20 protein-coding genes are annotated in these 20,764 nt (G+C 70.6%); 17 read left to right on the top strand and 3 right to left on the bottom strand.

What is annotated here, in order from left to right:
* Window positions 1-27 precede the first annotated feature (27 nt).
* Window positions 28-651, top strand: a complete 624-nt coding sequence (locus tag ACFVX4_RS29375; protein WP_389982695.1) for an HdeD family acid-resistance protein — start codon at window positions 28-30, stop codon at window positions 649-651.
* 134 nt (window positions 652-785) lie between these two features.
* A complete protein-coding gene (locus ACFVX4_RS29370; RefSeq protein WP_389982692.1) occupies window positions 786-1,241 on the top strand; it encodes an ATP-binding protein in 456 nt (151 codons plus the stop codon).
* 27 nt (window positions 1,242-1,268) lie between these two features.
* On the opposite strand, the gene idi is transcribed toward ACFVX4_RS29370, so the two are convergent.
* The 3 genes from idi to ACFVX4_RS29355 all read right to left on the bottom strand — a co-directional run bounded on the left by idi (window position 1,269) and on the right by ACFVX4_RS29355 (window position 4,426).
* Entirely contained in the window at window positions 1,269-1,862 is a 594-nt protein-coding gene (gene idi, locus ACFVX4_RS29365; protein WP_389982689.1) for an isopentenyl-diphosphate Delta-isomerase, read from the bottom strand.
* A gap of 146 nt (window positions 1,863-2,008) precedes the next feature.
* Entirely contained in the window at window positions 2,009-3,277 is a 1,269-nt protein-coding gene (locus tag ACFVX4_RS29360) for a bifunctional class I SAM-dependent methyltransferase/N-acetyltransferase (protein ID WP_389982686.1), read from the bottom strand.
* A gap of 207 nt (window positions 3,278-3,484) precedes the next feature.
* Window positions 3,485-4,426, bottom strand: a complete 942-nt coding sequence (locus ACFVX4_RS29355; protein ID WP_385338915.1) for a cation diffusion facilitator family transporter — start codon at window positions 4,424-4,426, stop codon at window positions 3,485-3,487.
* Between the two features lie 437 nt (window positions 4,427-4,863).
* Here ACFVX4_RS29355 and ACFVX4_RS29350 point away from each other — a divergent pair, with 437 nt between their 5' ends.
* The 15 genes from ACFVX4_RS29350 to ACFVX4_RS29280 all read left to right on the top strand — a co-directional run.
* Complete coding sequence (locus ACFVX4_RS29350; RefSeq protein WP_389982878.1) at window positions 4,864-6,633, top strand: DUF5941 domain-containing protein; 1,770 nt, start codon at window positions 4,864-4,866, stop codon at window positions 6,631-6,633.
* Window positions 6,630-7,367 carry a sugar phosphate nucleotidyltransferase gene (locus tag ACFVX4_RS29345; RefSeq protein WP_389982682.1) on the top strand — a complete coding sequence of 246 codons (738 nt, stop codon included), beginning with the start codon at window positions 6,630-6,632 and terminating at the stop codon, window positions 7,365-7,367. The genes ACFVX4_RS29350 and ACFVX4_RS29345 overlap by 4 nt, the downstream gene beginning before the upstream one ends.
* The gene (locus tag ACFVX4_RS29340) at window positions 7,355-8,416 is read left to right on the top strand and encodes an iron-containing alcohol dehydrogenase family protein (RefSeq protein ID WP_389982679.1); all 1,062 of its coding nucleotides are present in this window, start codon (window positions 7,355-7,357) and stop codon (window positions 8,414-8,416) included. The genes ACFVX4_RS29345 and ACFVX4_RS29340 overlap by 13 nt, the downstream gene beginning before the upstream one ends.
* On the top strand, window positions 8,394-9,173 hold the full coding sequence (locus ACFVX4_RS29335; protein WP_389982676.1) for a CDP-alcohol phosphatidyltransferase family protein: 780 nt from the start codon (window positions 8,394-8,396) through the stop codon (window positions 9,171-9,173). The genes ACFVX4_RS29340 and ACFVX4_RS29335 overlap by 23 nt, the downstream gene beginning before the upstream one ends.
* An 8-nt stretch (window positions 9,174-9,181) precedes the next feature.
* Window positions 9,182-10,054, top strand: a complete 873-nt coding sequence (locus ACFVX4_RS29330; protein WP_389982875.1) for a glycosyltransferase family 2 protein — start codon at window positions 9,182-9,184, stop codon at window positions 10,052-10,054.
* Between the two features lie 107 nt (window positions 10,055-10,161).
* Window positions 10,162-11,091 (top strand): ABC transporter permease, encoded by a 930-nt coding sequence (locus tag ACFVX4_RS29325; protein ID WP_389982673.1) that lies wholly within the window; start codon window positions 10,162-10,164, stop codon window positions 11,089-11,091.
* Window positions 11,084-11,869 carry an ABC transporter ATP-binding protein gene (locus ACFVX4_RS29320; protein ID WP_389982670.1) on the top strand — a complete coding sequence of 262 codons (786 nt, stop codon included), beginning with the start codon at window positions 11,084-11,086 and terminating at the stop codon, window positions 11,867-11,869. The genes ACFVX4_RS29325 and ACFVX4_RS29320 overlap by 8 nt, the downstream gene beginning before the upstream one ends.
* Before the next feature lie 444 nt (window positions 11,870-12,313).
* The gene (gene hpnC, locus ACFVX4_RS29315) at window positions 12,314-13,234 is read left to right on the top strand and encodes a squalene synthase HpnC (RefSeq protein WP_389982667.1); all 921 of its coding nucleotides are present in this window, start codon (window positions 12,314-12,316) and stop codon (window positions 13,232-13,234) included.
* 29 nt (window positions 13,235-13,263) lie between these two features.
* The gene (hpnD, locus tag ACFVX4_RS29310; protein WP_389982664.1) at window positions 13,264-14,184 is read left to right on the top strand and encodes a presqualene diphosphate synthase HpnD; all 921 of its coding nucleotides are present in this window, start codon (window positions 13,264-13,266) and stop codon (window positions 14,182-14,184) included.
* A 118-nt stretch (window positions 14,185-14,302) separates the two neighbouring features.
* Window positions 14,303-15,691 carry a hydroxysqualene dehydroxylase HpnE gene (gene hpnE / locus ACFVX4_RS29305; protein ID WP_389982661.1) on the top strand — a complete coding sequence of 463 codons (1,389 nt, stop codon included), beginning with the start codon at window positions 14,303-14,305 and terminating at the stop codon, window positions 15,689-15,691.
* Window positions 15,688-16,791, top strand: a complete 1,104-nt coding sequence (locus ACFVX4_RS29300; RefSeq protein ID WP_329817261.1) for a polyprenyl synthetase family protein — start codon at window positions 15,688-15,690, stop codon at window positions 16,789-16,791. Before hpnE ends, ACFVX4_RS29300 begins: the two co-directional genes overlap by 4 nt.
* A 108-nt stretch (window positions 16,792-16,899) precedes the next feature.
* Complete coding sequence (gene shc / locus ACFVX4_RS29295) at window positions 16,900-18,900, top strand: squalene--hopene cyclase (RefSeq protein WP_389982658.1); 2,001 nt, start codon at window positions 16,900-16,902, stop codon at window positions 18,898-18,900.
* The gene (locus ACFVX4_RS29290) at window positions 18,900-19,559 is read left to right on the top strand and encodes a 1-hydroxy-2-methyl-2-butenyl 4-diphosphate reductase (RefSeq protein ID WP_389982655.1); all 660 of its coding nucleotides are present in this window, start codon (window positions 18,900-18,902) and stop codon (window positions 19,557-19,559) included. The genes shc and ACFVX4_RS29290 overlap by 1 nt, the downstream gene beginning before the upstream one ends.
* Before the next feature lie 5 nt (window positions 19,560-19,564).
* Entirely contained in the window at window positions 19,565-20,584 is a 1,020-nt protein-coding gene (hpnH, locus tag ACFVX4_RS29285; protein ID WP_389982652.1) for an adenosyl-hopene transferase HpnH, read from the top strand.
* Window positions 20,585-20,588: 4 nt separating this feature from the next.
* On the top strand, window positions 20,589-20,764 hold a 176-nt coding region (locus ACFVX4_RS29280; RefSeq protein WP_385338952.1), incomplete at its 3' end, for a flavodoxin-dependent (E)-4-hydroxy-3-methylbut-2-enyl-diphosphate synthase.

Raw genomic sequence — 20,764 nt, 5'->3', positions numbered from 1 at the left:
CCAGGCACGCACCGTGAGGAGCTTCTCGTGGCCGATCCCGCAACCGAGGGCAGGAGGCTGAGCCGCAGCTTCGGCTGGCTCGCCCTGCTCGGCACCCTTCTCGTCGTGGCCGGCCTCGTTGGTCTCGTCTACACCGGCGTCGCGACGCTGACCTCGATGATCCTGTTCGGCTGGCTGCTGCTGATCGGCGGCATCGTCGGACTGCTGCACGCCATCGATTCCCGCGGCAGCGACTACTTCTGGCTGGGCGTCGTGGTGGCCGCGCTGAACATCGCCGCCGGAGTCGTCGTCATCCGCCACCCGCACGGCACCGCGGAGGCGCTGACCATGTTCGCCGCGCTGCTCTTCCTGACCGGCGGGGTGTTCCGCCTCGTGGGCAGCGTCGTGGTGCGCGGCCCGCAGTTCGGCTGGACGCTGCTGCAAGGAGCCTTCGGCCTGCTGCTGGGGCTGCTGGTGCTCTTCGACTGGCCGCACAGCAGCCTCTACGTGCTGGGCCTCTTCTTCTCGCTTGCGCTGCTCTTCGACGGGCTCGGCCTGATCGCGATGGGGGTGGGCGGGCGCCGCATCGTCTCCATGGTCTCGGAACAGAGGGTGACCGGAGAGTTGCCCGACTCACCCCTGCGAGATGAGCAGAAGCGGTCCAATGATTGAGTCTTTGGTGTGCTGTTCGGTCAAAATATGTCGATAGGAGTCGACTTCTGTTCAGTGGCACGGCCCGGACCGACTACGCCCCGCACTCTGTACTCGACGTGCAGTCACATCGAGCGGAGAGCGGGTACCGGACTATGGAGAGCCGCGGGAGTGTCCCCGCCCGGCCCGTGTCGTACGAGGGAGTCTGGCGGTTCACCGCCCCCGCCGTGGACGTCTCCGTACCGCAGGCCCGGCACGCGGTGCGCGATCTGCTGAAACGCCAGGGCGTGCCGCTGGACGACGACGTCGCCGAGGGTCTGCTGCTCATCGTTTCCGAGCTGGTCACCAACGCGGTGAAGCACGCCGCGCTGCTCTCGCCGGAGCTCGCCGTCGAGGTGGCCGTCGGCGAGGAATGGATCAGGGTGTCCGTCGAGGACAACCATCCCTACCGTCCGACGGCCCTGGAGACGGACCACGCGCAGACCGGCGGGCGCGGTCTGCTGCTGGTCCGGGAGATCACCCGGGAAGCGGGCGGGGCCTGCGATGCGGAGCACACCGCAGGCGGCGGAAAGATCATCTGGGCGGTGCTGCCGCTGAGTCCGCGACCCTGACCGCCCGCACCCGGTGCCGTCCGCCCGTCACCAGCCGGCGGACGGTCCGGTCAGCTCCCTGATCGCCGGACGCGCGGCGTCCAGCACCGTCATGAACCAGGCCGAGAACGGCGACCGGGCATGCCGCTCGGCGAGCTCTTCGGCCGTCACGAACGCGGTCTCGCCGACCTCCTCCGGGTCCGGGGCCAGCCGGTCCTGCGCCATTCCCACGAAGAGATGGTTGAACTCCTGCTCCACCAGACCGGAAGCCGGGTCGGGGTGGTTGTAGCGGACCGTGCCCGCCTCGGCCAGCAGGGAGGGCGAGACCCCCAGCTCCTCGTACGTACGCCGGGCGGCGGCGGCGAAGGGCGCCTCACCGGGATAGGGGTGGCCGCAGCAGGTGTTCGACCAGACACCGGGGGAGTGGTATTTGCCGAGCGCACGGCGCTGGAGCAGCAGCCTGCCCTGCTCGTCGAAGAGGAAGACCGAGAAGGCGCGGTGCAGCTGACCGGGCGGCTGATGGGCGGCGAGCTTCTCCGCCGTACCGATGGTGGTGCCGTCCTCATCGACCAGTTCGAGCATGATCACTTCTGCTGTGCCGTTCGACGAGCTGTGCGCCGCGGTGGCTGGTGTGGTCGGCATACCCATCCTTCGCTATGGTCCCGGCCCGGTGCGCCGGTCCCGTCGAGTCCGCTCAAGTCTGCCGTACAAAAGCCGCTTGTCCGCACCTCGGGGTCTGGCATGTCCGGTCCCGCGCACCACGACGCGCGGCGGGACCGGACGGTACGTCAGACGCCGAAGGCGGCCGGGTAGTGGATCGTGCCCTGCGGCACCGGCGCGGAGTCGTCGAGCACCAGGGCCATCATCGCCTCGTCCGGGGCGTCGAAGCCCGGCCGGATCCCGTACCGCGACGCCGGCACGAAACCGAACCTCGGGTAGTACTCGGGATGGCCGAGCACCAGGACGAGTGACTCGCCGCGCAGCCTGGCCGCGTCGAGCACCGCCCACACCGCGGCCTGACCCGCACCCCGGCGCTGGTGTTCCGGAGCCGTCGCCACCGGGGCCGGCGCGAGAGCCGGCGCGTCCCCGACCCGGCACCGGGTCAGCAGGGCGTACGCCGCGATATCCCCGGCCGGGCCGTCCGTGGCGACCTGGCCGAGGCCGGGCCGCCAGGCCGCCGGATCGGCGCGCAGCGCGTCGACGAGAGCGGCCTCGTCCGGCGTCGGGAACGCGGCGGCGTTGACCGCGTGCACGGCCGCCGCGTCGGCCGCCGTCTCCGGCCGGGTCGTCCAGCGGGGGTCGACGGGGCGCAGCACGTAGCAGGCGTAGCCGTACTCCGTGCCGTGGTCGCGCCGCATGGCCAGCTCCTCGCGGGTCGCCGCGAGCGCCCACGCCATGCCGGGAGCCGAGGCGTCGGCGGCCTCGACGCGTTCGGCGAGCGGGATGTAGTACTCGTCCCAGTCGCTGTCGGGCTGCAGCCCGACAGCGAGGACGTGGTAGCCGGCTGCCACGGCCGCAGCGGTGTTGCCCGCCACGGGGCGCATCGACGTCTCCTGTTCCCAGAAGGCGCGCGCCTCGGCCGTCGGCGCGTCCGTCGTCCAGACGCACTCGCTGACGACGAGGGAGCCGCCCGGGGCGAGCAGCCGCTTCCAGTCACGCAGCGCGGTGTCGAGACCGATGATGTACGCGGACCCCTCGGCCCAGACGAGGTCGAACGACCCGTCGGGGAAGCCGGGACCGGACAGTTCGGCCATGTCGGCCCGGACCGTACGGACCCGGTCGCCGAGCCCGCGGGCGTCGGCCGCCTCGCGCAGTTCGTCGAGGAACGGCTGGTGGAGGTCGACGGCGGTCACCTCGGCGCCGGCCTCGGCGGCGAGGAGCAGCGCGGCGCGGCCGGGTCCGCAGCCCAGATCCAGGACGCGCGGACGGCTCGGCAACGGGCCGGTGAGTTCCAGCAGCCGCCGGGTGGTGGCATCGGAGCCGGGGCTCTGCCGGGGCAGGCCGTGATGCAGGGAGAAGAACGCCTCGGTACGGACGGCGTGATCGTTGTCGGTCAACGGGGGAACCCTTGGGTACGAGGGCTCCGGCCAACGTGTCGACCCGGTGGGTCGGGGGGCTAGCCGAGAACCCGGGAGATGAGGAGGGACCGGATGCTGCGCCGGGCAGGCGCCGTAGCGGCGGTCATCAACCTCAGCTCCTCTCTCGCACATGGGGAGGCCGAACGCCTCTGCGAATACCCTACACGGCCCCGCCGGGCGGGGACTTCAGTGGCAGAGCCTGGCCTCGTGCTCGGCATGGCCGCTCGGCTCCAGCTGGAAGGTGCAGTGCTCCACGTCGAAGTGGACACCGAGGCAGCCCTGCAGCTCATGGAGGAGCTTCTCGTGTCCGATCGAGTCGAGCATGTCCTGGCGCACCACCACATGGGCGGAGAGCACCGGCATTCCCGACGTGATCGTCCAGGCGTGCAGGTCATGGACGTCCAGCACTCCGGGCAGGGCGGTGATGTGGGCCCGTACCTCACCCATGTCGACCCCCTTGGGCGCCGACTCCAGCAGCACGTTGAGCGTCTCCCTGAGCAGTTTCACGGTGCGGGGGACGATCATCAGGCCGATGACCAGCGAGGCGATCGGGTCGGCGGCCTGCCAGCCGGTGGCCAGGATGATCCCCGCCGAGACCAGCACCGCGAACGAGCCGAGCGTGTCCGCGAGCACCTCCAGATAGGCGCCGCGCACATTGAGACTGTCCTTCTGTCCGCGCATCAGCAACGACAGGGAGACCATGTTGGCGACCATGCCGACCAGGGCGAAGGCGATCGTCAGCCCGCCCCTGGTCTCGGCCGGGGTGATGAAGCGCTCGACGGCCTCGAAGAGCAGGAAGCCGCCCACGCCGAGCAGCAGCAGACAGTTGGCGAGCGCGGCGAGGATCTCGGCGCGGGCGTAGCCGAAGGTGCGGTTCAGCCCGGCCGGCCGGTTGGCGAAGTGGATCGCCAGCAGCGCCATGCCCAGGCCGAGGGCGTCGGTCGCCATGTGGGCCGCGTCCGCGATCAGTGCGAGGGAGTCGGCGAGCACCCCGCCGACGATCTCCACGACCATCACGGTGAGGGTGATGCAGAGCGCGATCCGCAGCCGTCCCTTGTACGCGGCGGCTGCCGTGCCGGTGGGCGGCGGCCCGCCGTGCGTGTGTCCGTGGTCGTGCCCTGCCCCCATGGGGAACGCCTCCCGGTGCTCTCGGGTCCCGGGCGCGGTCGCCCCGGGTACTGCCAGTCAACTACGGGTGGGGGGTATCCGGCAACACGGTACTGAACACCGTTGTCATATGCTCTGACCTGCGGAAATGCTTGCAGGTCAGAGCGGCGGCGCGATGTCCCGGAGCGGGACCCCGCCCTCGCGTTTTGTCAGGCGAGGTGGCGATCGACGATGATGATCGCGGGCGGCGTCGCATGATGCCGGTCCACCCCGAACAGAGCGCAAACGGTCAGTGAACTCGCGCTTCCGTTCATCCGATAGCCTCTGCCGACGTGCCGCCGGCCCGCATCCGGGCCGCACTGTCGCGCGCCGACCCCGTCAGCACCAAGGAGTGAGTTCGTCTGTCGACCGCCATCCTCACCGGTGCACCGGTACCCGGATCGTCGCTCGCGGACGATCTGCGGTCACTGGGCTTCGACGTACAGGCCGCCGCCGATGTGACCGAGGCCGCACGGCTGCTCTCGGCCGTCCCCGCCGACCACCGCGTCGCACTGATCGACCCCCGTTTCGTCGGCCATGTCCACGCCCTCCGGCTCGGACTGACCGACCCGCGCTTCCCCGCCGCCACCGTGCCCGGCGCGCTGACCGCGCAGCCGGAGGCGCGCCCCGCCCTCGTCCGGGCCCTGGACACCACCGCCGAGGCCGTCGGCGCCGGAGTGCCCACGGGCACGCCCGACGCACCGGTCACCGACCGAACCGTGCCGGGCCGCCTCGCCGTCACCATGGACGCCGGGGGCACCGCCGTGCAGCGCCCCGAGCTGGGCTCGCTGGTCGCGGCCGTTCCGGTCGACGGGCCCGCGCGCGAAGCGGCGGAGACCGCCCGAGCCGCGGTCGACGACGAGGCGGTGCGGCTGCGCAGCGCCGTGAAGGCCCACGACGGTTTCTTCACCACGTTCTTCATCAGCCCGTACTCCCGCTACATCGCCCGCTGGTGCGCCCGCCGCGGCCTCACACCGAACCAGGTCACCACCGCGTCCCTGCTGACCGCGCTGATCGCGGCCGGCAGCGCGGCGACCGGCACCCGCGGCGGCTACATCGCCGCCGGGCTGCTGCTGCTCTTCTCCTTCGTCCTGGACTGCACCGACGGGCAGCTCGCCCGCTACTCGCTCCAGTACTCGACGATGGGCGCCTGGCTGGACGCGACCTTCGACCGGGCCAAGGAGTACGCGTACTACGCCGGCCTCGCGCTCGGCGCCGCCCGCGGCGGTGACGACGTATGGGCGCTCGCCCTCGGCGCGATGGTGCTCCAGGCCTGTCGGCACGTCATCGACTTCTCGTTCAACGAGGCCAACCACGACGCGGTGGCCAATTCGAGCCCCACGGCAGCACTCTCCGACCGGCTCGACAGCGTCGGCTGGACCGTCTGGCTGCGCCGGATGATAGTGCTGCCGATCGGCGAGCGCTGGGCGATGATCGCGGTACTGACCGCGGTGACCACGCCCCGGATCGTCTTCTACGCCCTGCTCATCGGCTGCGCCTTCGCCGCCTGCTACACCACCGCGGGACGGCTGCTGCGCTCGCTGACCCGCAAGGCCGAGCGCACCGACCGCGCCGCGCGGGCGCTCGCCGAGCTGGCCGACTCCGGACCGGTCGCCCTGTTCGTCGCGGCGCACGGTCCCAGGATCGGCGGCGCCTGGAGCGCCCCGGTGATCGCGCTCGTCGGAGCGGGGGCGCTGATCGCCGCCGCGCTCCAGCAGCCCTTCGGCAGCAAGCAGATGATCTTTGCCGCGGTCTTCTACGCGATCTGCTCCGGCGTGGCGGTGGCCCGCCCCCTCAAGGGCGCCCTCGACTGGCTCGTACCCCCGATATTCAGGGCGGCGGAGTACTGCACCATCCTCGTTCTCGCGGCCCGCAGCGATGTCCCGGGAGCCCTTCCCGCAGCCTTCGGGCTGGTCTCGGCCGTCGCCTACCATCACTACGACACGGTGTACCGCATTCGCGGCGGCACCGGCGCGCCGCCCCAGTGGCTGGTCCGCACGATCGGTGGGCACGAGGGCCGCACCCTGGTGGTGGCCGTACTCGCCGCCGTATTCACTCAGCATCCGGCTTTCACCGTGGCACTCACCACGCTCGCTGTGGCGGTGGCACTGGTGGTGCTCGTGGAGTCCATCCGTTTCTGGGTGTCCTCCGGAGCACCCGCCGTTCACGACGAAGGAGAACCCGCATGATCGGCCTCGTACTGGCAGCCGGTGCAGGACGGCGTCTGCGCCCCTACACCGACACGCTTCCGAAGGCGCTCGTGCCTGTCGACGGCGAGAAGACGGTCCTGGATCTCACGCTGGCCAACTTCGCCGAGATCGGCCTCACCGAGGTAGCCGTCGTCGTGGGCTACCGCAAGGAAGCCGTGTACGACCGCAAGGCCGAGTTCGAGGCGAAGTACGGCGTGGCCCTCACCCTGATCGACAACGACAAGGCCGAGGAGTGGAACAACGCCTACTCCCTGTGGTGCGCCCGTGAGGTCCTCAAGCGCGGCGTCATCCTGGCCAACGGCGACACCGTCCACCCGGTCTCCGTCGAGAAGACCCTGCTCGCCGCCCGCGGCGACGGCCGGCGGATCGTCCTCGCCCTCGACACGGCGAAGCACCTCGCCGACGAGGAGATGAAGGTCATCACCGAGGACGGCAAGGGGGTGCGGCGCATCACCAAGCTGATGGACCCGGCCACCGCGACCGGTGAGTACATCGGCGTCACCCTCATCGAGCCCGAGGCCGCCGAGGAGCTCGCGGACGCACTGCGGGCGACCTTCGAGCGCGACCCCGACCTCTACTACGAGGACGGCTACCAGGAGCTCGTGAACCGCGGCTTCACCATCGACGTGGCCCCCATCGGCGAAGTGACGTGGGTGGAGATCGACAACCACGACGACCTCGCGAAGGGCCGTGAGATCGCGTGCCAGTACTGACCCGGCTCATCCCGTCCCCGGTCGTCGTCGACATCCGTCGCGGCGCCCTGGACGATCTGGCCGGTCTCCTCGCCGACCAGCGGATCTCCGCCTCGGGCAAGCTCGCCGTCGCGATCAGCGACGGCTCGGGGCGCGCCCTGCGCGAGCGGCTGACCCCCGCGCTGCCCGGCGCCCACTGGTACCCCGTGACCGACGGCACCCTCGACTCGGCGGTCAAGCTGGCCGACGACATCAAGGGCAACCGGTACGACGCCGTGGTCGGCCTCGGCGGCGGCAAGATCGTCGACGTGGCGAAGTACGCGGCGGCGCGGGTCGGGCTGCCCATGGTCGCGGTCGCGACGAACCTCGCCCACGACGGCCTCTGCTCACCCGTCGCGACGCTCGACAACGACAACGGCCGGGGCTCCTACGGAGTCCCCACCCCGATCGCCGTGGTCATCGACCTCGACATCGTCCGCCAGGCACCGGCCCGCTTCGTGCGCTCCGGCATCGGTGACGCGGTCTCCAACATCTCCTGCGTGGCCGACTGGGAACTCGCCCACGAAGTCAAGGGCGAGGAGATCGACGGTCTCGCCGCGGCCATGGCCCGTCAGGCCGGCGAGGCCGTGCTGCGCCACCCCGGCGGGATCGGCGACGACGCCTTCCTCAAGGTGCTGGCCGAGGGTCTCGTACTGACCGGCATCTCGATGTCCGTCGCCGGGGACTCCCGGCCGGCCTCGGGCGCCTGCCACGAGATCAACCACGCCTTCGACCTGCTGTACCCCAAGCGCGCGGCCAGCCACGGCGAACAGGTCGGCCTCGGCGCCTGCTTCGCCATGTATCTGCGCGGCGCGCGCGAGGAGTCGCTGCTCATGGCGGCCACCCTGCGCCGTCACGGCCTGCCGGTCGTGCCCGAAGAGATCGGGTTCACCGCCGACGAGTTCGTCCAGGCCGTCGACTACGCCCCGCAGACCCGTCCGGGGCGCTTCACGATCCTGGAACACCTCAACCTGTCCACCGACCAGATCAGGGACGCGTACGCCGACTATGCAAAAGCCATCCATAGCTGAACTCCGTCCGGTCGTGCACCCCCCGGGTGTGAAGGACCGGCGCAGCGGTGAGCACTGGGCTGGTCGGCTCTACATGCGCGAGATCTCGCTGCGCATCGACCGGCACCTGGTGAACACCAAGGTCACCCCCAACCAGCTGACCTACCTGATGACGGTCGCCGGAGTGCTCTCCGCGCCGGCCCTGCTCGTTCCGGGCATTCCCGGTGCGCTGCTCGGGGTGCTCATGGTCCAGCTCTACCTCCTGCTCGACTGTGTCGACGGCGAGGTGGCCCGCTGGAAGAAGCAGTTCTCGCTGGGCGGGGTCTACCTCGACCGGGTCGGCGCGTACCTCTGCGACGCGGCCGTGCTGGTCGGCTTCGGCCTGCGCGCCGCGGACCTGTGGGGCACCGGACGGATCGACTGGCTCTGGGCCTTCCTGGGCACGCTCGCGGCCCTCGGCGCCATCCTGATCAAGGCCGAGACCGACCTGGTCGGGGTCGCCCGCCACCAGGGCGGGCTGCCGCCGGTCAAGGAGGCCGCGTCGGAGCCGCGCTCGTCCGGGATGGCGCTCGCCCGCCGGGCCGCCGGCGCGCTCAAGTTCCACCGGCTGATCCTCGGGGTCGAGGCGTCACTGGTCATCCTGGCGGCCGCCGTCCTCGACGCGGTCCGTGACGACCTGTTCTTCAGCCGCCTCATGGTCGCGGTGCTGGCCGGCATCGCGCTGCTGCAGACGCTCCTGCACCTGGTGTCGATCCTGGCGTCGAGCAGGCTGAAGTGAGCACGCCCATGAAACTCGGCGCGGTCGTCATCACGATGGGCAACCGCCCCGAAGAGCTCCGCGCCCTCCTCGATTCGGTCGCCGTGCAGGACGGCGACCGGATCGAGGTGGTGGTCGTCGGCAACGGCGCCCCGGTACCGGACGTCCCCGCGGGGGTACGGTCCGTCGAGCTGCCCGAGAACCTGGGCATCCCCGGCGGCCGCAACGTCGGGATCGAGGCCTTCGGCCCGTCCGGCGCCGACGTGGACGCCCTGCTCTTCCTCGACGACGACGGACTGCTGCCGCTCACCGACACCGCCGAACTGTGCCGGCAGGCCTTCGAGGCCGATCCCGAGCTGGGCATCATCAGCTTCCGCATCGCCGACCCGGACACCGGTGTCACGCAGCGCCGCCACGTACCGCGGCTGCGCGCCTCCGATCCGATGCGCTCCTCCCGCGTGACGACCTTCCTCGGCGGCGCCAACGCCGTACGCACCAAGGTCATCGCCGAGGTCGGGCCGCTGCCCGGCCAGTTCTTCTACGCGCACGAGGAGACCGATCTCGCCTGGCGGGCACTGGACGCCGGCTGGATGATCGACTACCGCGCGGACATGGTGCTCAACCACCCGACGACCGCCCCCTCGCGGCACGCGGTGTACCACCGCATGGTGGCCCGCAACCGGGTCTGGCTGGCCCGGCGCAATCTGCCCGCGCCCCTGGTGCCCGTCTATCTCGGGGTGTGGCTGCTGCTGACCCTGCTCCGCAAGCCCTCGGGCCCGGCGCTGAAGGCATGGCTCGGCGGCTTCCGGGAAGGCTGGTCCACGCCGTGCGGAACGCGCCGCCCGATGAGGTGGCGCACGGTGTGGCGGCTGACCCGACTCGGCCGACCTCCCGTGATCTGAGAGGCTCACCTCTGAGAGCATGGGACGTACGTTTTCTCCACGGGACCTGTCCGCTCCGAACCGCGCCCGCGACTGGCTGCGCATCTTGAATACGAGAGTTTCATCTGGTGAGTGACACAACCCATGATGGTGCGGTCGCATTGAGCACCCCACCATCCGCCGACGACGGCCTGAGCTCGGCCGAGATGGCCGCCAAGTACGGCCTGACGGTGAGCGGCGCCCGGCCAGGGCTCTTCGAATACATCCGGCAGCTCTGGGGCCGGCGCCACTTCATCATGGCGTTCTCCAGGGCGAAGCTGACCGCCCAGTACAGCCAGGCGAAGCTCGGCCAGCTGTGGCAGGTGGCCACACCGCTGCTCAACGCCCTGGTCTACTACTTGATCTTCGGGCTGATCCTGGGCACCCGGAAGGGAATGACCCAGGAGGTCTTCATCCCGTTCCTGGTGACCGGCGTCTTCGTCTTCACCTTCACCCAGAGTTCGGTGATGGCGGGCGTGCGGGCCATCTCCGGCAATCTGGGACTGGTCCGGGCACTGCACTTCCCACGCGCCTCGCTGCCCATCTCGTTCTCGCTCCAGCAGCTCCAGCAGCTGCTGTTCTCGATGATCGTGCTCGCGGCCGTGGCCATCGCCTTCGGCAGCTACCCGAGCCTCTCGTGGCTGCTGATCGTCCCGGCGCTGGTCATGCAGTTCGTCTTCAACACCGGCCTGGCGCTGATCATGGCCAGGCTCGGCAGCAAGACCCCCGACCTCGCCCAGCTGATGCCGTTCGTCATGCGGACCTGGATGTACGCGTCGGGCGTCATGTTCTCGATCCCGGTGATGCTCAAGAGCAAGCCGGACTGGATCGCCAACGTGCTGCAGTACAACCCGGCGGCCATCTACATGGACCTGGTCCGCTTCGCGCTGATCGACGGGTACGGCGCGGGGAACCTGCCGGCGCACGTCTGGATCGTGGCGCTCGCCTGGGCGGTCCTCGTAGGCCTCGTGGGCTTCGTGTACTTCTGGAAGGCAGAGGAACGGTACGGCCGTGGCTGACGACAAGACTCCGGGGCGCGTCCCCACCGTCATCGCCGACGATGTGCACATCGTGTACCGCGTCAACGGCGCCGGCGGCGGCAAGGGCAGCGCCACCGCGGCACTGAGCCGGATCCTGCGCCGCGGCAAGGGCGAATCGCGCGGTGTGCGCAAGGTGCACGCCGTCCGAGGGGTCTCCTTCACCGCCTACCGGGGCGAGGCGATCGGCCTCATCGGGACCAACGGTTCCGGCAAGTCGACGCTGCTGCGGGCCATCGCCGGTCTGCTGCCGACCGAGCACGGCAAGGTCTACACCGACGGGCAGCCCTCGCTGCTCGGGGTGAACGCGGCGCTGATGAGCGATCTGACCGGCGAGCGCAACGTGGTGCTCGGCGGCCTCGCGATGGGCATGTCCCGCGAGGAGATCCGCGACCGCTACGAGGGGATCGTCGACTTCTCCGGCATCAACGAGAAGGGCGACTTCATCACCCTGCCGATGCGCACGTACTCCTCCGGCATGGCCGCGCGCCTGCGCTTCTCCATCGCTGCCGCGAAGAACCACGATGTCCTCATGATCGACGAGGCGCTGGCGACCGGTGACCGCAAGTTCCAGATCCGCTCCGAGAAGCGCATCAGGGAGCTCCGCAAGGAGGCCGGCACCGTCTTCCTGGTCAGCCACAGCAACAAGTCCATCAGGGACACCTGCGACCGGGTGCTGTGGCTGGAGAAGGGCGAGCTGCTGATGGACGGCCCGACGGACGAGGTGCTCAAGGCGTACGAGCGCGAGACCGGGAAGTAGCGCCTCTCCCGGTCCCACGACGTCCAGGCGGGCCTTGCCGGTACTCCGGCAAGGGCCGCTGCGGTGTCCGGATCGTGGACCACCGTCGGCGCACTCCACGCCCGGCGGTACGTCCCGCGCAGGATCTCGTCCCGTCGGATGACGTCAATTCCCTTGTGCAGGGGGAAGGTTGGCGGGGCGGAAAGCGCTCCTGCAACGCGCCCAACACCCCGCCGTATGGATGAGCGTTGTACAACGTAAGCTGTACCGGTGCTGATTCGAGGCAAGTGGGGCGATAGTGCCTGGTGTACGGCCCGTAGGCAGCGCTCCGCACTCGACAGAGCGGGCGGCGTGTCCGGAATGGGATGTTTTGGGTCGGCAGTGTAGAACGGGAGATGTGACGGCAATGACGGAAAATCTCCAGCTCCGAGGTGCTCACGCCGTCCCAGCGCCGGGCGGTCCGTGGTGACCCGTACCCGGCAGACGCACCCCGATGACGTCGTGCCCAGCACCCTCGACAAGGCCGCGGACGAGAACTTCCCCGTGGCCCCCTTCTTCCTGCCCCGCGCCTGGCGCGACGACCTGATGGCCGTCTACGGCTACGCCCGCCTCGTCGACGACATCGGCGACGGGGATCTCGCCCCCGGCGGCGCGGACGCCCGTCACCTCGGCCTCGATCCCGCGCAGACCGACGACCGGCTCGCCATGCTCGACGCCTTCGAGGCCGATCTGCGCCGGGTCTTCGACACCTCGGGCGACGGCCCCCGCCACCCCCTGCTGCGCGCCCTGCGCCCCACCGTGCGGCGCTGCGCGCTCACCCCGGAACCCTTCCTCGGCCTCATCGAGGCCAACCGGCAGGACCAGAAGGTCCGCCGTTACGGGACGTACGAGGAGCTCCTGGCCTACTGCGAGCTCTCCGCCAACCCCGTGGGCCGGCTGGTCCTGCAGATCACCGGAACCGCCAGCCCCGAACGCATCCGCCGCTCCGACGCCGTCTGCACCGCCCTGCAGATCGTCGAGCACCTCCAGGACGTCACCGAGGACCTCGGACGCGACCGGATCTATCTCCCCGCCGACGACATGGCCCGGTTCCATGTCGCCGAGGCCGATCTCGCCGCCCCCTCGGGGGGCGCATCGGTGCGTTCACTGGTTGCGTACGAAGCGGAACGCGCTCGGGAACTGCTGAATGAAGGCACCCCTCTGGTGGGTAGCGTCCACGGCAGGCTCAAGCTGCTTCTCGCCGGATTCGTGGGAGGGGGGCGCGCCGCCCTCACCGCGATCGCGGCCGTCGGGTTCGACGTACTGCCCGGACCGCCCAAGCCCACCAAGCCCAGCCTGCTGCGCGAGGTGGGAGTTGTCTTGCGAAAAGCGCGTAGAGAGGGGTGAGCCGGACCGTGGAGGGACAGACGACGTACATGTCGGCACCGGTACAGGCCGCATACAGTTACTGCGAGGCGGTCACCGGACAGCAGGCGCGTAACTTCGCGTACGGCATCAGACTGCTGCCGGCCGAGAAGCGACAGGCCATGTCGGCGCTGTACGCCTTCTCCCGTCGTGTCGACGACATCGGTGACGGCGAGCTGGACGCGGACACCAAGCGGACCCGTCTGGAGAGCACCCGCACCGTCCTGGACCGGATCCGGGACGGAGCGGTCGACGAGGACGACACCGACCCGGTGGCTGTCGCGCTCGCCGACGCCGCGCGCAGATTCCCGCTCCCGCTCGGCGGGCTCGACGAGCTCATCGACGGAGTGCTGATGGACGTGCGCGGTGCGACGTACGAGACCTGGGACGACCTCAAGGTGTACTGCCGCTGTGTCGCGGGTGCCATCGGCCGTCTCAGCCTGGGCGTCTTCGGCACCGAGGCCGGCGCGCCGGGGGCCGACCGGGCCGCGGAGTACGCCGACACGCTCGGCCTCGCGCTCCAGCTGACCAACATCCTGCGCGACGTCCGCGAGGACGCGGGCAACGGGCGTACGTATCTGCCCGCCGACGACCTCGCCAAGTTCGGCTGCTCGGCCGGCTTCCACCGGGCCACACCACCGCCCGGCGCCGACTTCGCGGGCCTCGTCCACTTCGAGGTACGGCGCGCCCGCACCCTGTTCGCCGAGGGGTACCGGCTGCTGCCCATGCTGGACCGGCGCAGCGGAGCCTGTGTCGCGGCCATGGCGGGCATCTACCGGCGGCTGCTCGACCGGATCGAGCGCGATCCCGAGGCGGTGCTGCGCGGCAGGGTCTCGCTGCCGGGCCACGAGAAGGCGTACGTGGCGGTGCGCGGTCTGTCGGGTCTCGACGCCCGGTACATCTCCCGGCGCACGGCCAGGGGGCGTGTCTGATGCGCCGTGAGGACATCTCGCGCACCATGTGCAGCACAGGAACCCGATCCGCCCGGCGATCAACCCTGCGCCGTGCCGACGCGTCCCTGACTGAAGTGACCTGGCGAAAGGAGGACGCATGACGCACGACGCCCCGCGCCGCTCCCGCGCGGTCGTGATCGGCGGCGGCCTCGCCGGAATCACCTCGGCGCTGCGTCTCGCCGACGCCGGGCTTGACGTGACCCTGCTCGAAGGCCGGCCCCGGCTCGGCGGTCTCGCCTTCTCCTTCCGGCGCGGCGAACTGACGGTCGACAACGGGCAGCATGTCTATCTGCGCTGCTGCACCGCCTACCGCTGGTTCCTCGACCGCGTGGACGGGGCGCGCCTCGCACCCCTGCAAAACCGTTTGGACGTGCCCGTTCTCGATGTCGGGCGGCCCTCGGGCCCCCGGCTGGGACGGCTGCGCCGCAACGCGCTGCCGGTGCCCTTCCACCTGGCCGCCGGACTGGCCGGCTATCCGCACCTCTCGCTCGCCGAGCGGGCGGGCGTCGGCCGCGCCGCACTGGCGCTCGGCCGCCTGGACCCCGACGACCCCGCGCTCGACGCCGTCGACTTCGGCAGCTGGCTCGCCCGGCACGGCCAGTCGCCGCGCACCATCGAGGCCCTGTGGGACCTGGTCGGCGTCGCCACGCTCAACGCCACCGCGCCGAACTCCTCGCTGGCCCTGGCCGCGAAGGTCTTCAAGACCGGACTCCTCTCCGAGCCCGGCGCCGCCGACATCGGTTGGGCGAGCGTGCCCCTCGGCGAGGTGCACGACACGCTGGCACGCAAGGCCCTCGACGCCGCCGGAGTCCGTACCGAGCTGCGTACGAAGGCCTCCTCCCTCACCCGTACGGCGGATGGCTGCTGGATCGTGGACACCGGCGGCGAACGGATCGAGGCGGACATCGTCGTCCTCGCCGTCCCGCAGCGAGAGACCCACGACCTGCTGCCCGAGGGCGCGCTCGACGAGCCCGAGCGGCTGCTCGCCATCGGCACGTCGCCGATCCTCAACGTGCACGTCGTCTACGACCGCAAGGTGCTGCGCCGCCCGTTCTTCGCCGCGCTCGGCTCCCCGGTCCAGTGGGTCTTCGACCGTACGGACGCCTCGGGCCTCACCGGACCCGGGCAGTACCTCGCCGTGTCCCAGTCCGCCGCCGACGAGGAGATCGACCTTCCCGTCGCCGAGCTGCGCACCCGCTACCTGCCCGAGCTGGAGCGGCTCCTGCCGGCTGCCCGAGGGGCCGGCATCAGGGATTTCTTCGTCACCCGGGAGCGTACGGCGACCTTCGCCCCCGCCCCCGGCGTCGGCCGGCTGCGGCCGGGTGCCCGCACCCGCGTCCCCGGCCTCTGCCTGGCAGGGGCATGGACGGCCACCGGCTGGCCCGCGACGATGGAGGGTGCCGTCCGCAGCGGGTTCAGCGCGGCGGACGCCGCGCTCCGGTCGCTCGGCCGCTCCCATGAACATCCGCTGCAGGAGGCGGCATGAGCAGTACCACCGGAACAAGAGGAGAGTCAGTGACCCCGGCGAATCCGGCTTTCGACACCGTGGCAGACACCACGGACGTCACCGCGCTTCTGGAGCGCGGACGGGCCCTTTCCACGCCGGTGCTCCGGGCCGCCGTTGACCGGCTCGCACCGCCCATGGACACCGTCGCCGCCTACCACTTCGGCTGGATCGACGCCCAGGGACAGCCCGCCGACGGCGACGGGGGCAAGGCCGTCCGCCCGGCCCTAGCCCTGCTGTCCGCGGAGGCCGCCGGCGCCGCCGCCGAGGCCGGCGTCCCCGGCGCCGTGGCCGTCGAACTCGTGCACAACTTCTCGCTGCTGCACGACGACCTGATGGACGGCGACGAACAGCGCCGCCACCGCGACACCGTCTGGAAGGTGCACGGCCCCGCCCAGGCGATCCTGGTCGGCGACGCACTCTTCGCCCTCGCCAACGAGGTCCTGCTGGAGCTCGGTACCGTCGAGGCGGGCCGCGCGACCCGCAGGCTGACCGCGGCCAGCCGCAAGCTCATCGACGGGCAGGCCCAGGACATCTCCTACGAGCACCGCGAGCGGGTCACCGTCGAGGAGTGCCTGGAGATGGAGGGCAACAAGACCGGCGCCCTGCTCGCCTGTGCCTGCTCCATCGGCGCGGTCCTCGGCGGCGCCGACGACCGGACCGCCGACACCCTGGAGGCGTACGGATACCACCTCGGCCTCGCCTTCCAGGCCGTCGACGATCTGCTCGGCATCTGGGGCGACCCCGAGTCCACCGGCAAGCAGACCTGGAGCGACCTGCGCCAGCGCAAGAAATCCCTGCCGGTCGTCGCCGCGCTCGCCGCGGGCGGCCCGGCATCGGAGCGCCTGGGCGAACTGCTTGCGGCCGACGCCAAGAGCAGCGATTTCGACAGCTTCTCCGAAGAGGAGTTCGCCGCCCGTGCGGCACTCATCGAGGAGGCGGGCGGCCGCGAGTGGACCGCCCAGGAGGCCCGTCGGCAGCATGCGGTCGCCATCGAGGCGCTGCACCGTGTCGACATGCCGCAGACCGTGCGGGCGCAGCTCACGGCGCTCGCGGACTTCGTCGTCGTACGAAAGAGATGATCACTATCTGCTCCATATGACTCGCAGTCGCCGGCCGGTGCCCGTATCAGGCACCGGCCGACGGAGACCCCAGCACAGCAGAGGACCAGACTGCACGAAGGGGAAGCCATGACAGCGACGACCGACGGAAGCACCGGGGCCGTGAACCCCCGCGCAGCCTCGGCCAGTGAACCGACCGACACAACCATCGCCGCGGACGACGTGTTCACCGCCGCGCGGCGGGCCGCGGAACGCTCGGTGGAGCACCTCCTCGGCAGGCAGGACGAGCAGGGCTGGTGGAAGGGCGACCTCGCCACCAACGTCACCATGGACGCCGAGGACCTGCTGCTCCGTCAGTTCCTGGGAATCCAGGACCCGGCCACCGTCCAGGCGGCCGGCCGCTTCATCCGCGGCGAACAACTGGGCGACGGCACCTGGGCCACCTTCCACGGCGGCCCCGGCGAACTCTCCACCACCATCGAGGCGTACGTGGCCCTGCGGCTGGCCGGAGACCGGCCGGACGATCCGCACATGGCCCGCGCCTCGGCCTGGATCAGGGAACAGGGCGGAATCGCCGCCGGCCGGGTCTTCACCCGGATCTGGCTCGCCCTCTTCGGCTGGTGGAAATGGGACGACCTGCCGGAACTCCCGCCCGAGCTGATGTTCTTCCCCAAATGGGCCCCGCTCAACATCTACGACTTCGGCTGCTGGGCCCGCCAGACCATCGTGCCGCTCACCATCGTCTCGGCGAAGCGGCCGGTACGCCCGGCGCCCTTCCCGCTCGACGAACTGCACGCCGACCCGCGCAATCCGAACCCGCCCAGGCGAGCCGCACCGGCCGCGAGCTGGGACGGCGTCTTCCAGCGCCTGGACAAGGCGCTGCACGTCTACCACCGGATCGCACCGCGCAAGCTGCGCCGGACCGCGATGAACGCCGCGGCCCGCTGGATCATCGAACGCCAGGAGAACGACGGCTGCTGGGGCGGCATCCAGCCGCCCGCCGTGTACTCCGTCATCGCCCTGCATCTGCTCGGCTACGACCTGGACCACCCGGTGATGCGGGCCGGACTCGAATCGCTCGACCGCTTCGCCGTGTGGCGCGAGGACGGCGCCCGCATGATCGAGGCCTGCCAGTCCCCGGTGTGGGACACCTGCCTCGCCACCATCGCGCTCGCCGACGCCGGGGTCAGCCCCGACCACCCGGCGCTCGTGAAGGCCGCGGACTGGATGCTCGGCGAGGAGATCGTCCGGCCCGGCGACTGGTCCGTGCGCCGCCCCCGGCTCAACCCGGGCGGCTGGGCCTTCGAGTTCCACAACGACAACTACCCGGACATCGACGACACCGCCGAGGTGGTCCTCGCACTGCGCCGGGTCCGCCACCCGGACCGGGCACGCATCGAGGCCGCCATCAAGCGCGGAGTCCGCTGGAACATCGGTATGCAGTCCCGCAACGGGGCCTGGGGCGCCTTCGACGCGGACAACACCAGCGCGTTCCCCAACCGGTTGCCGTTCTGCGACTTCGGCGAGGTCATCGACCCGCCGTCCGCCGATGTCACCGGGCACGTGGTGGAGATGCTCGCCGTCGAGGGGCGGTCCGGTCACCGCGTCACCCGGCGGGGCATCGAGTGGCTGCTCGCCGAACAGGAGGCGAGCGGTGCCTGGTTCGGCCGCTGGGGCGTCAACTACGTATACGGCACAGGGTCGGTGGTCCCCGCGCTGGTCGCCGCCGGTCTGCCCGTGACGCACCCGGCGGTCCGCCGCGCGGTCGGTTGGCTGGAGTCCGTGCAGAACGACGACGGCGGCTGGGGCGAGGACCTGCGCTCGTACCGGGAGGAGAAGTGGATCGGGCACGGCGCCTCGACCGCCTCCCAGACCGCCTGGGCGCTGCTCGCACTGCTCGCCGCGGGACGGCGGGACAGCAGGGCCGTGCAGCGGGGAGTGACCTGGCTCAGCGAGACGCAGCAGGCCGACGGCTCCTGGGACGAGCCGTACTTCACGGGCACCGGATTCCCGTGGGACTTCTCCATCAACTACCACCTCTACCGCCAGGTGTTCCCGCTCACCGCACTCGGGCGGTACGTGTACGGCGAACCGTTCGCCGACCGCACGGCCACCCGCAAGGGGGCCTGATGGCCGACGGGCCGGGGACGGCCGGCCCCGCGGCGCCGCTGCTGATCGCCTGCGCGCTCGGCATCGAGCAGTTCGCCCTGCGCAGCGGCCGGGGCAGGGCCGGTGCCGCTGCCGGCCCGGTGACCGTACTCCGTACGGGCATGGGTCCCAAAGCCGCCGAGGCGGCCGTCTCACGGGCGCTCGGTCAGGACCGGGCGCCCGGCACGGCGGTCGTCGCCTCCGGGTTCTGTGCCGGGCTGGTGCCCGGAATGCACCCCGGGGACCTGGTGGTCGCCGACGAGACCCGGGAAGACGGGGACTCGACGGTCTGCACCGGTCCGGGCCTGCTCGCCGAGGCCCTGGCCAGGGCGGTGCCCGGCCGCGCCGTCCACACCGGTCCGCTGACCGGCTCCGCCCATGTCGTACGCGGACATGAGCGGGCCGAGCTGCGGGCCACCGGAGCGATCGCGGTGGACATGGAGTCCGCCGCCACTCTGCGCACCGCTCTGCGGTCCGGGCCACGCCCGGTTGCCGCCGTACGGGTGATCGTGGATGCTCCGGAGCATGAGCTCGTCCGCATCGGCACGATACGCGGTGGAATATCAGCTTTCCGGGTTCTCCGTGCCGTCCTGCCGGCTTTCTACGAATGGCACCGATCTTTGCTGCTCCCCAGGAGGTGAGCCAGATGGCCATGCCGCTCCGTCAGTCCATCAAGGTTGCGACGTACCTCATTGAACAGAAGCTCCGTAGGCGGGAGAAATTCCCGCTCATCGTGGAACTGGAGCCGTTGTACGCCTGCAATCTCGCGTGCGAGGGCTGCGGGAAGATCCAGCATCCGGCCGGCGTGCTCAAGCAGCGCATGCCGGTGGCCCAGGCCGTGGGCGCCGTGCTCGAATCGGGTGCCCCGATGGTTTCCATCGCGGGCGGCGAACCGCTGATGCATCCGCAGATCGATGAAATCGTCCGGCAGCTGGTGGCGCGGAAGAAGTACGTCTTCCTGTGCACCAACGCGATGCTGCTGCGGAAGAAGATCGAGAAATTCACGCCCTCGCCGTATTTCGCATTCGCCGTGCACATCGACGGGCTGCGTGAACGGCACGACGAGTCGGTCGCCAAGGAAGGCGTCTTCGACGAGGCGGTGGCGGCGATCAAGGAGGCCAAGCGGCGCGGCTTCCGGGTCACCACGAATTCCACCTTCTTCAACACCGACACCCCGCAGACCGTCATCGAGGTCCTCAATTACCTCAATGACGACCTGAAGGTCGACGAGATGATGATCTCGCCCGCCTACGCCTACGAGAAGGCACCCGACCAGGAGCACTTCCTGGGCGTCGAGCAGACCCGCGAACTGTTCAAGAAGTCGTTCGCGGGCGGCAACCGGGCCCGCTGGCGGCTGAACCACTCGCCGCTCTTCCTGGACTTCCTGGAAGGCAAGGTGGACTTCCCGTGCACGGCTTGGGCCATCCCGAACTATTCGCTCTTCGGCTGGCAGCGGCCCTGCTACCTGATGAGCGACGGCTACGTGCCGACGTACCGTCAGCTCATCGAGGAGACCGACTGGGACAAGTACGGCCGGGGCAAGGACCCGCGCTGCGCCAACTGCATGGCGCACTGCGGATACGAGCCCACCGCCGTGCTCGCCACCATGGGATCGCTGAAGGAATCCCTGCGCGCGGCGCGCGACACCGTCTCCGGGAACCGGTGACGTCATGACCGCTGGAGGGCCGGTCGCACTGGGTCTCCCCGAGCTGCCGGCCCGGCCGCTCGCGATGCGCCGCCACTCGCGGCGCATCCAGGTCGGGTCGGTTGCGGTGGGCGGGGATGCGCCGGTGTCGGTGCAGTCGATGACCACGACGCGTACGTCGGACGTGGGTGCGACGTTGCA

It is taken from the genome of Streptomyces sp. NPDC058240 (assembly GCF_042882135.1).
Taxonomy (GTDB): domain Bacteria; phylum Actinomycetota; class Actinomycetes; order Streptomycetales; family Streptomycetaceae; genus Streptomyces.
This window is presented reverse-complemented; position numbering and strand designations above follow the sequence as displayed.

Coding starts and splice junctions, on each gene's coding strand:
- ACFVX4_RS29370 (WP_389982692.1), top strand. CDS start 786: ATGGAGAGCCGCGGGAGTGTCCCCGCCCGGCCCGTGTCGTACGAGGGA.
- idi (WP_389982689.1), bottom strand. CDS start 1,862: ATGCCGACCACACCAGCCACCGCGGCGCACAGCTCGTCGAACGGCACA.
- ACFVX4_RS29355 (WP_385338915.1), bottom strand. CDS start 4,426: ATGGGGGCAGGGCACGACCACGGACACACGCACGGCGGGCCGCCGCCC.
- ACFVX4_RS29345 (WP_389982682.1), top strand. CDS start 6,630: ATGATCGGCCTCGTACTGGCAGCCGGTGCAGGACGGCGTCTGCGCCCC.
- ACFVX4_RS29335 (WP_389982676.1), top strand. CDS start 8,394: ATGCAAAAGCCATCCATAGCTGAACTCCGTCCGGTCGTGCACCCCCCG.
- ACFVX4_RS29330 (WP_389982875.1), top strand. CDS start 9,182: ATGAAACTCGGCGCGGTCGTCATCACGATGGGCAACCGCCCCGAAGAG.
- hpnD (WP_389982664.1), top strand. CDS start 13,264: ATGTCGGCACCGGTACAGGCCGCATACAGTTACTGCGAGGCGGTCACC.
- hpnE (WP_389982661.1), top strand. CDS start 14,303: ATGACGCACGACGCCCCGCGCCGCTCCCGCGCGGTCGTGATCGGCGGC.
- ACFVX4_RS29300 (WP_329817261.1), top strand. CDS start 15,688: ATGAGCAGTACCACCGGAACAAGAGGAGAGTCAGTGACCCCGGCGAAT.
- shc (WP_389982658.1), top strand. CDS start 16,900: ATGACAGCGACGACCGACGGAAGCACCGGGGCCGTGAACCCCCGCGCA.
- ACFVX4_RS29290 (WP_389982655.1), top strand. CDS start 18,900: ATGGCCGACGGGCCGGGGACGGCCGGCCCCGCGGCGCCGCTGCTGATC.
- hpnH (WP_389982652.1), top strand. CDS start 19,565: ATGGCCATGCCGCTCCGTCAGTCCATCAAGGTTGCGACGTACCTCATT.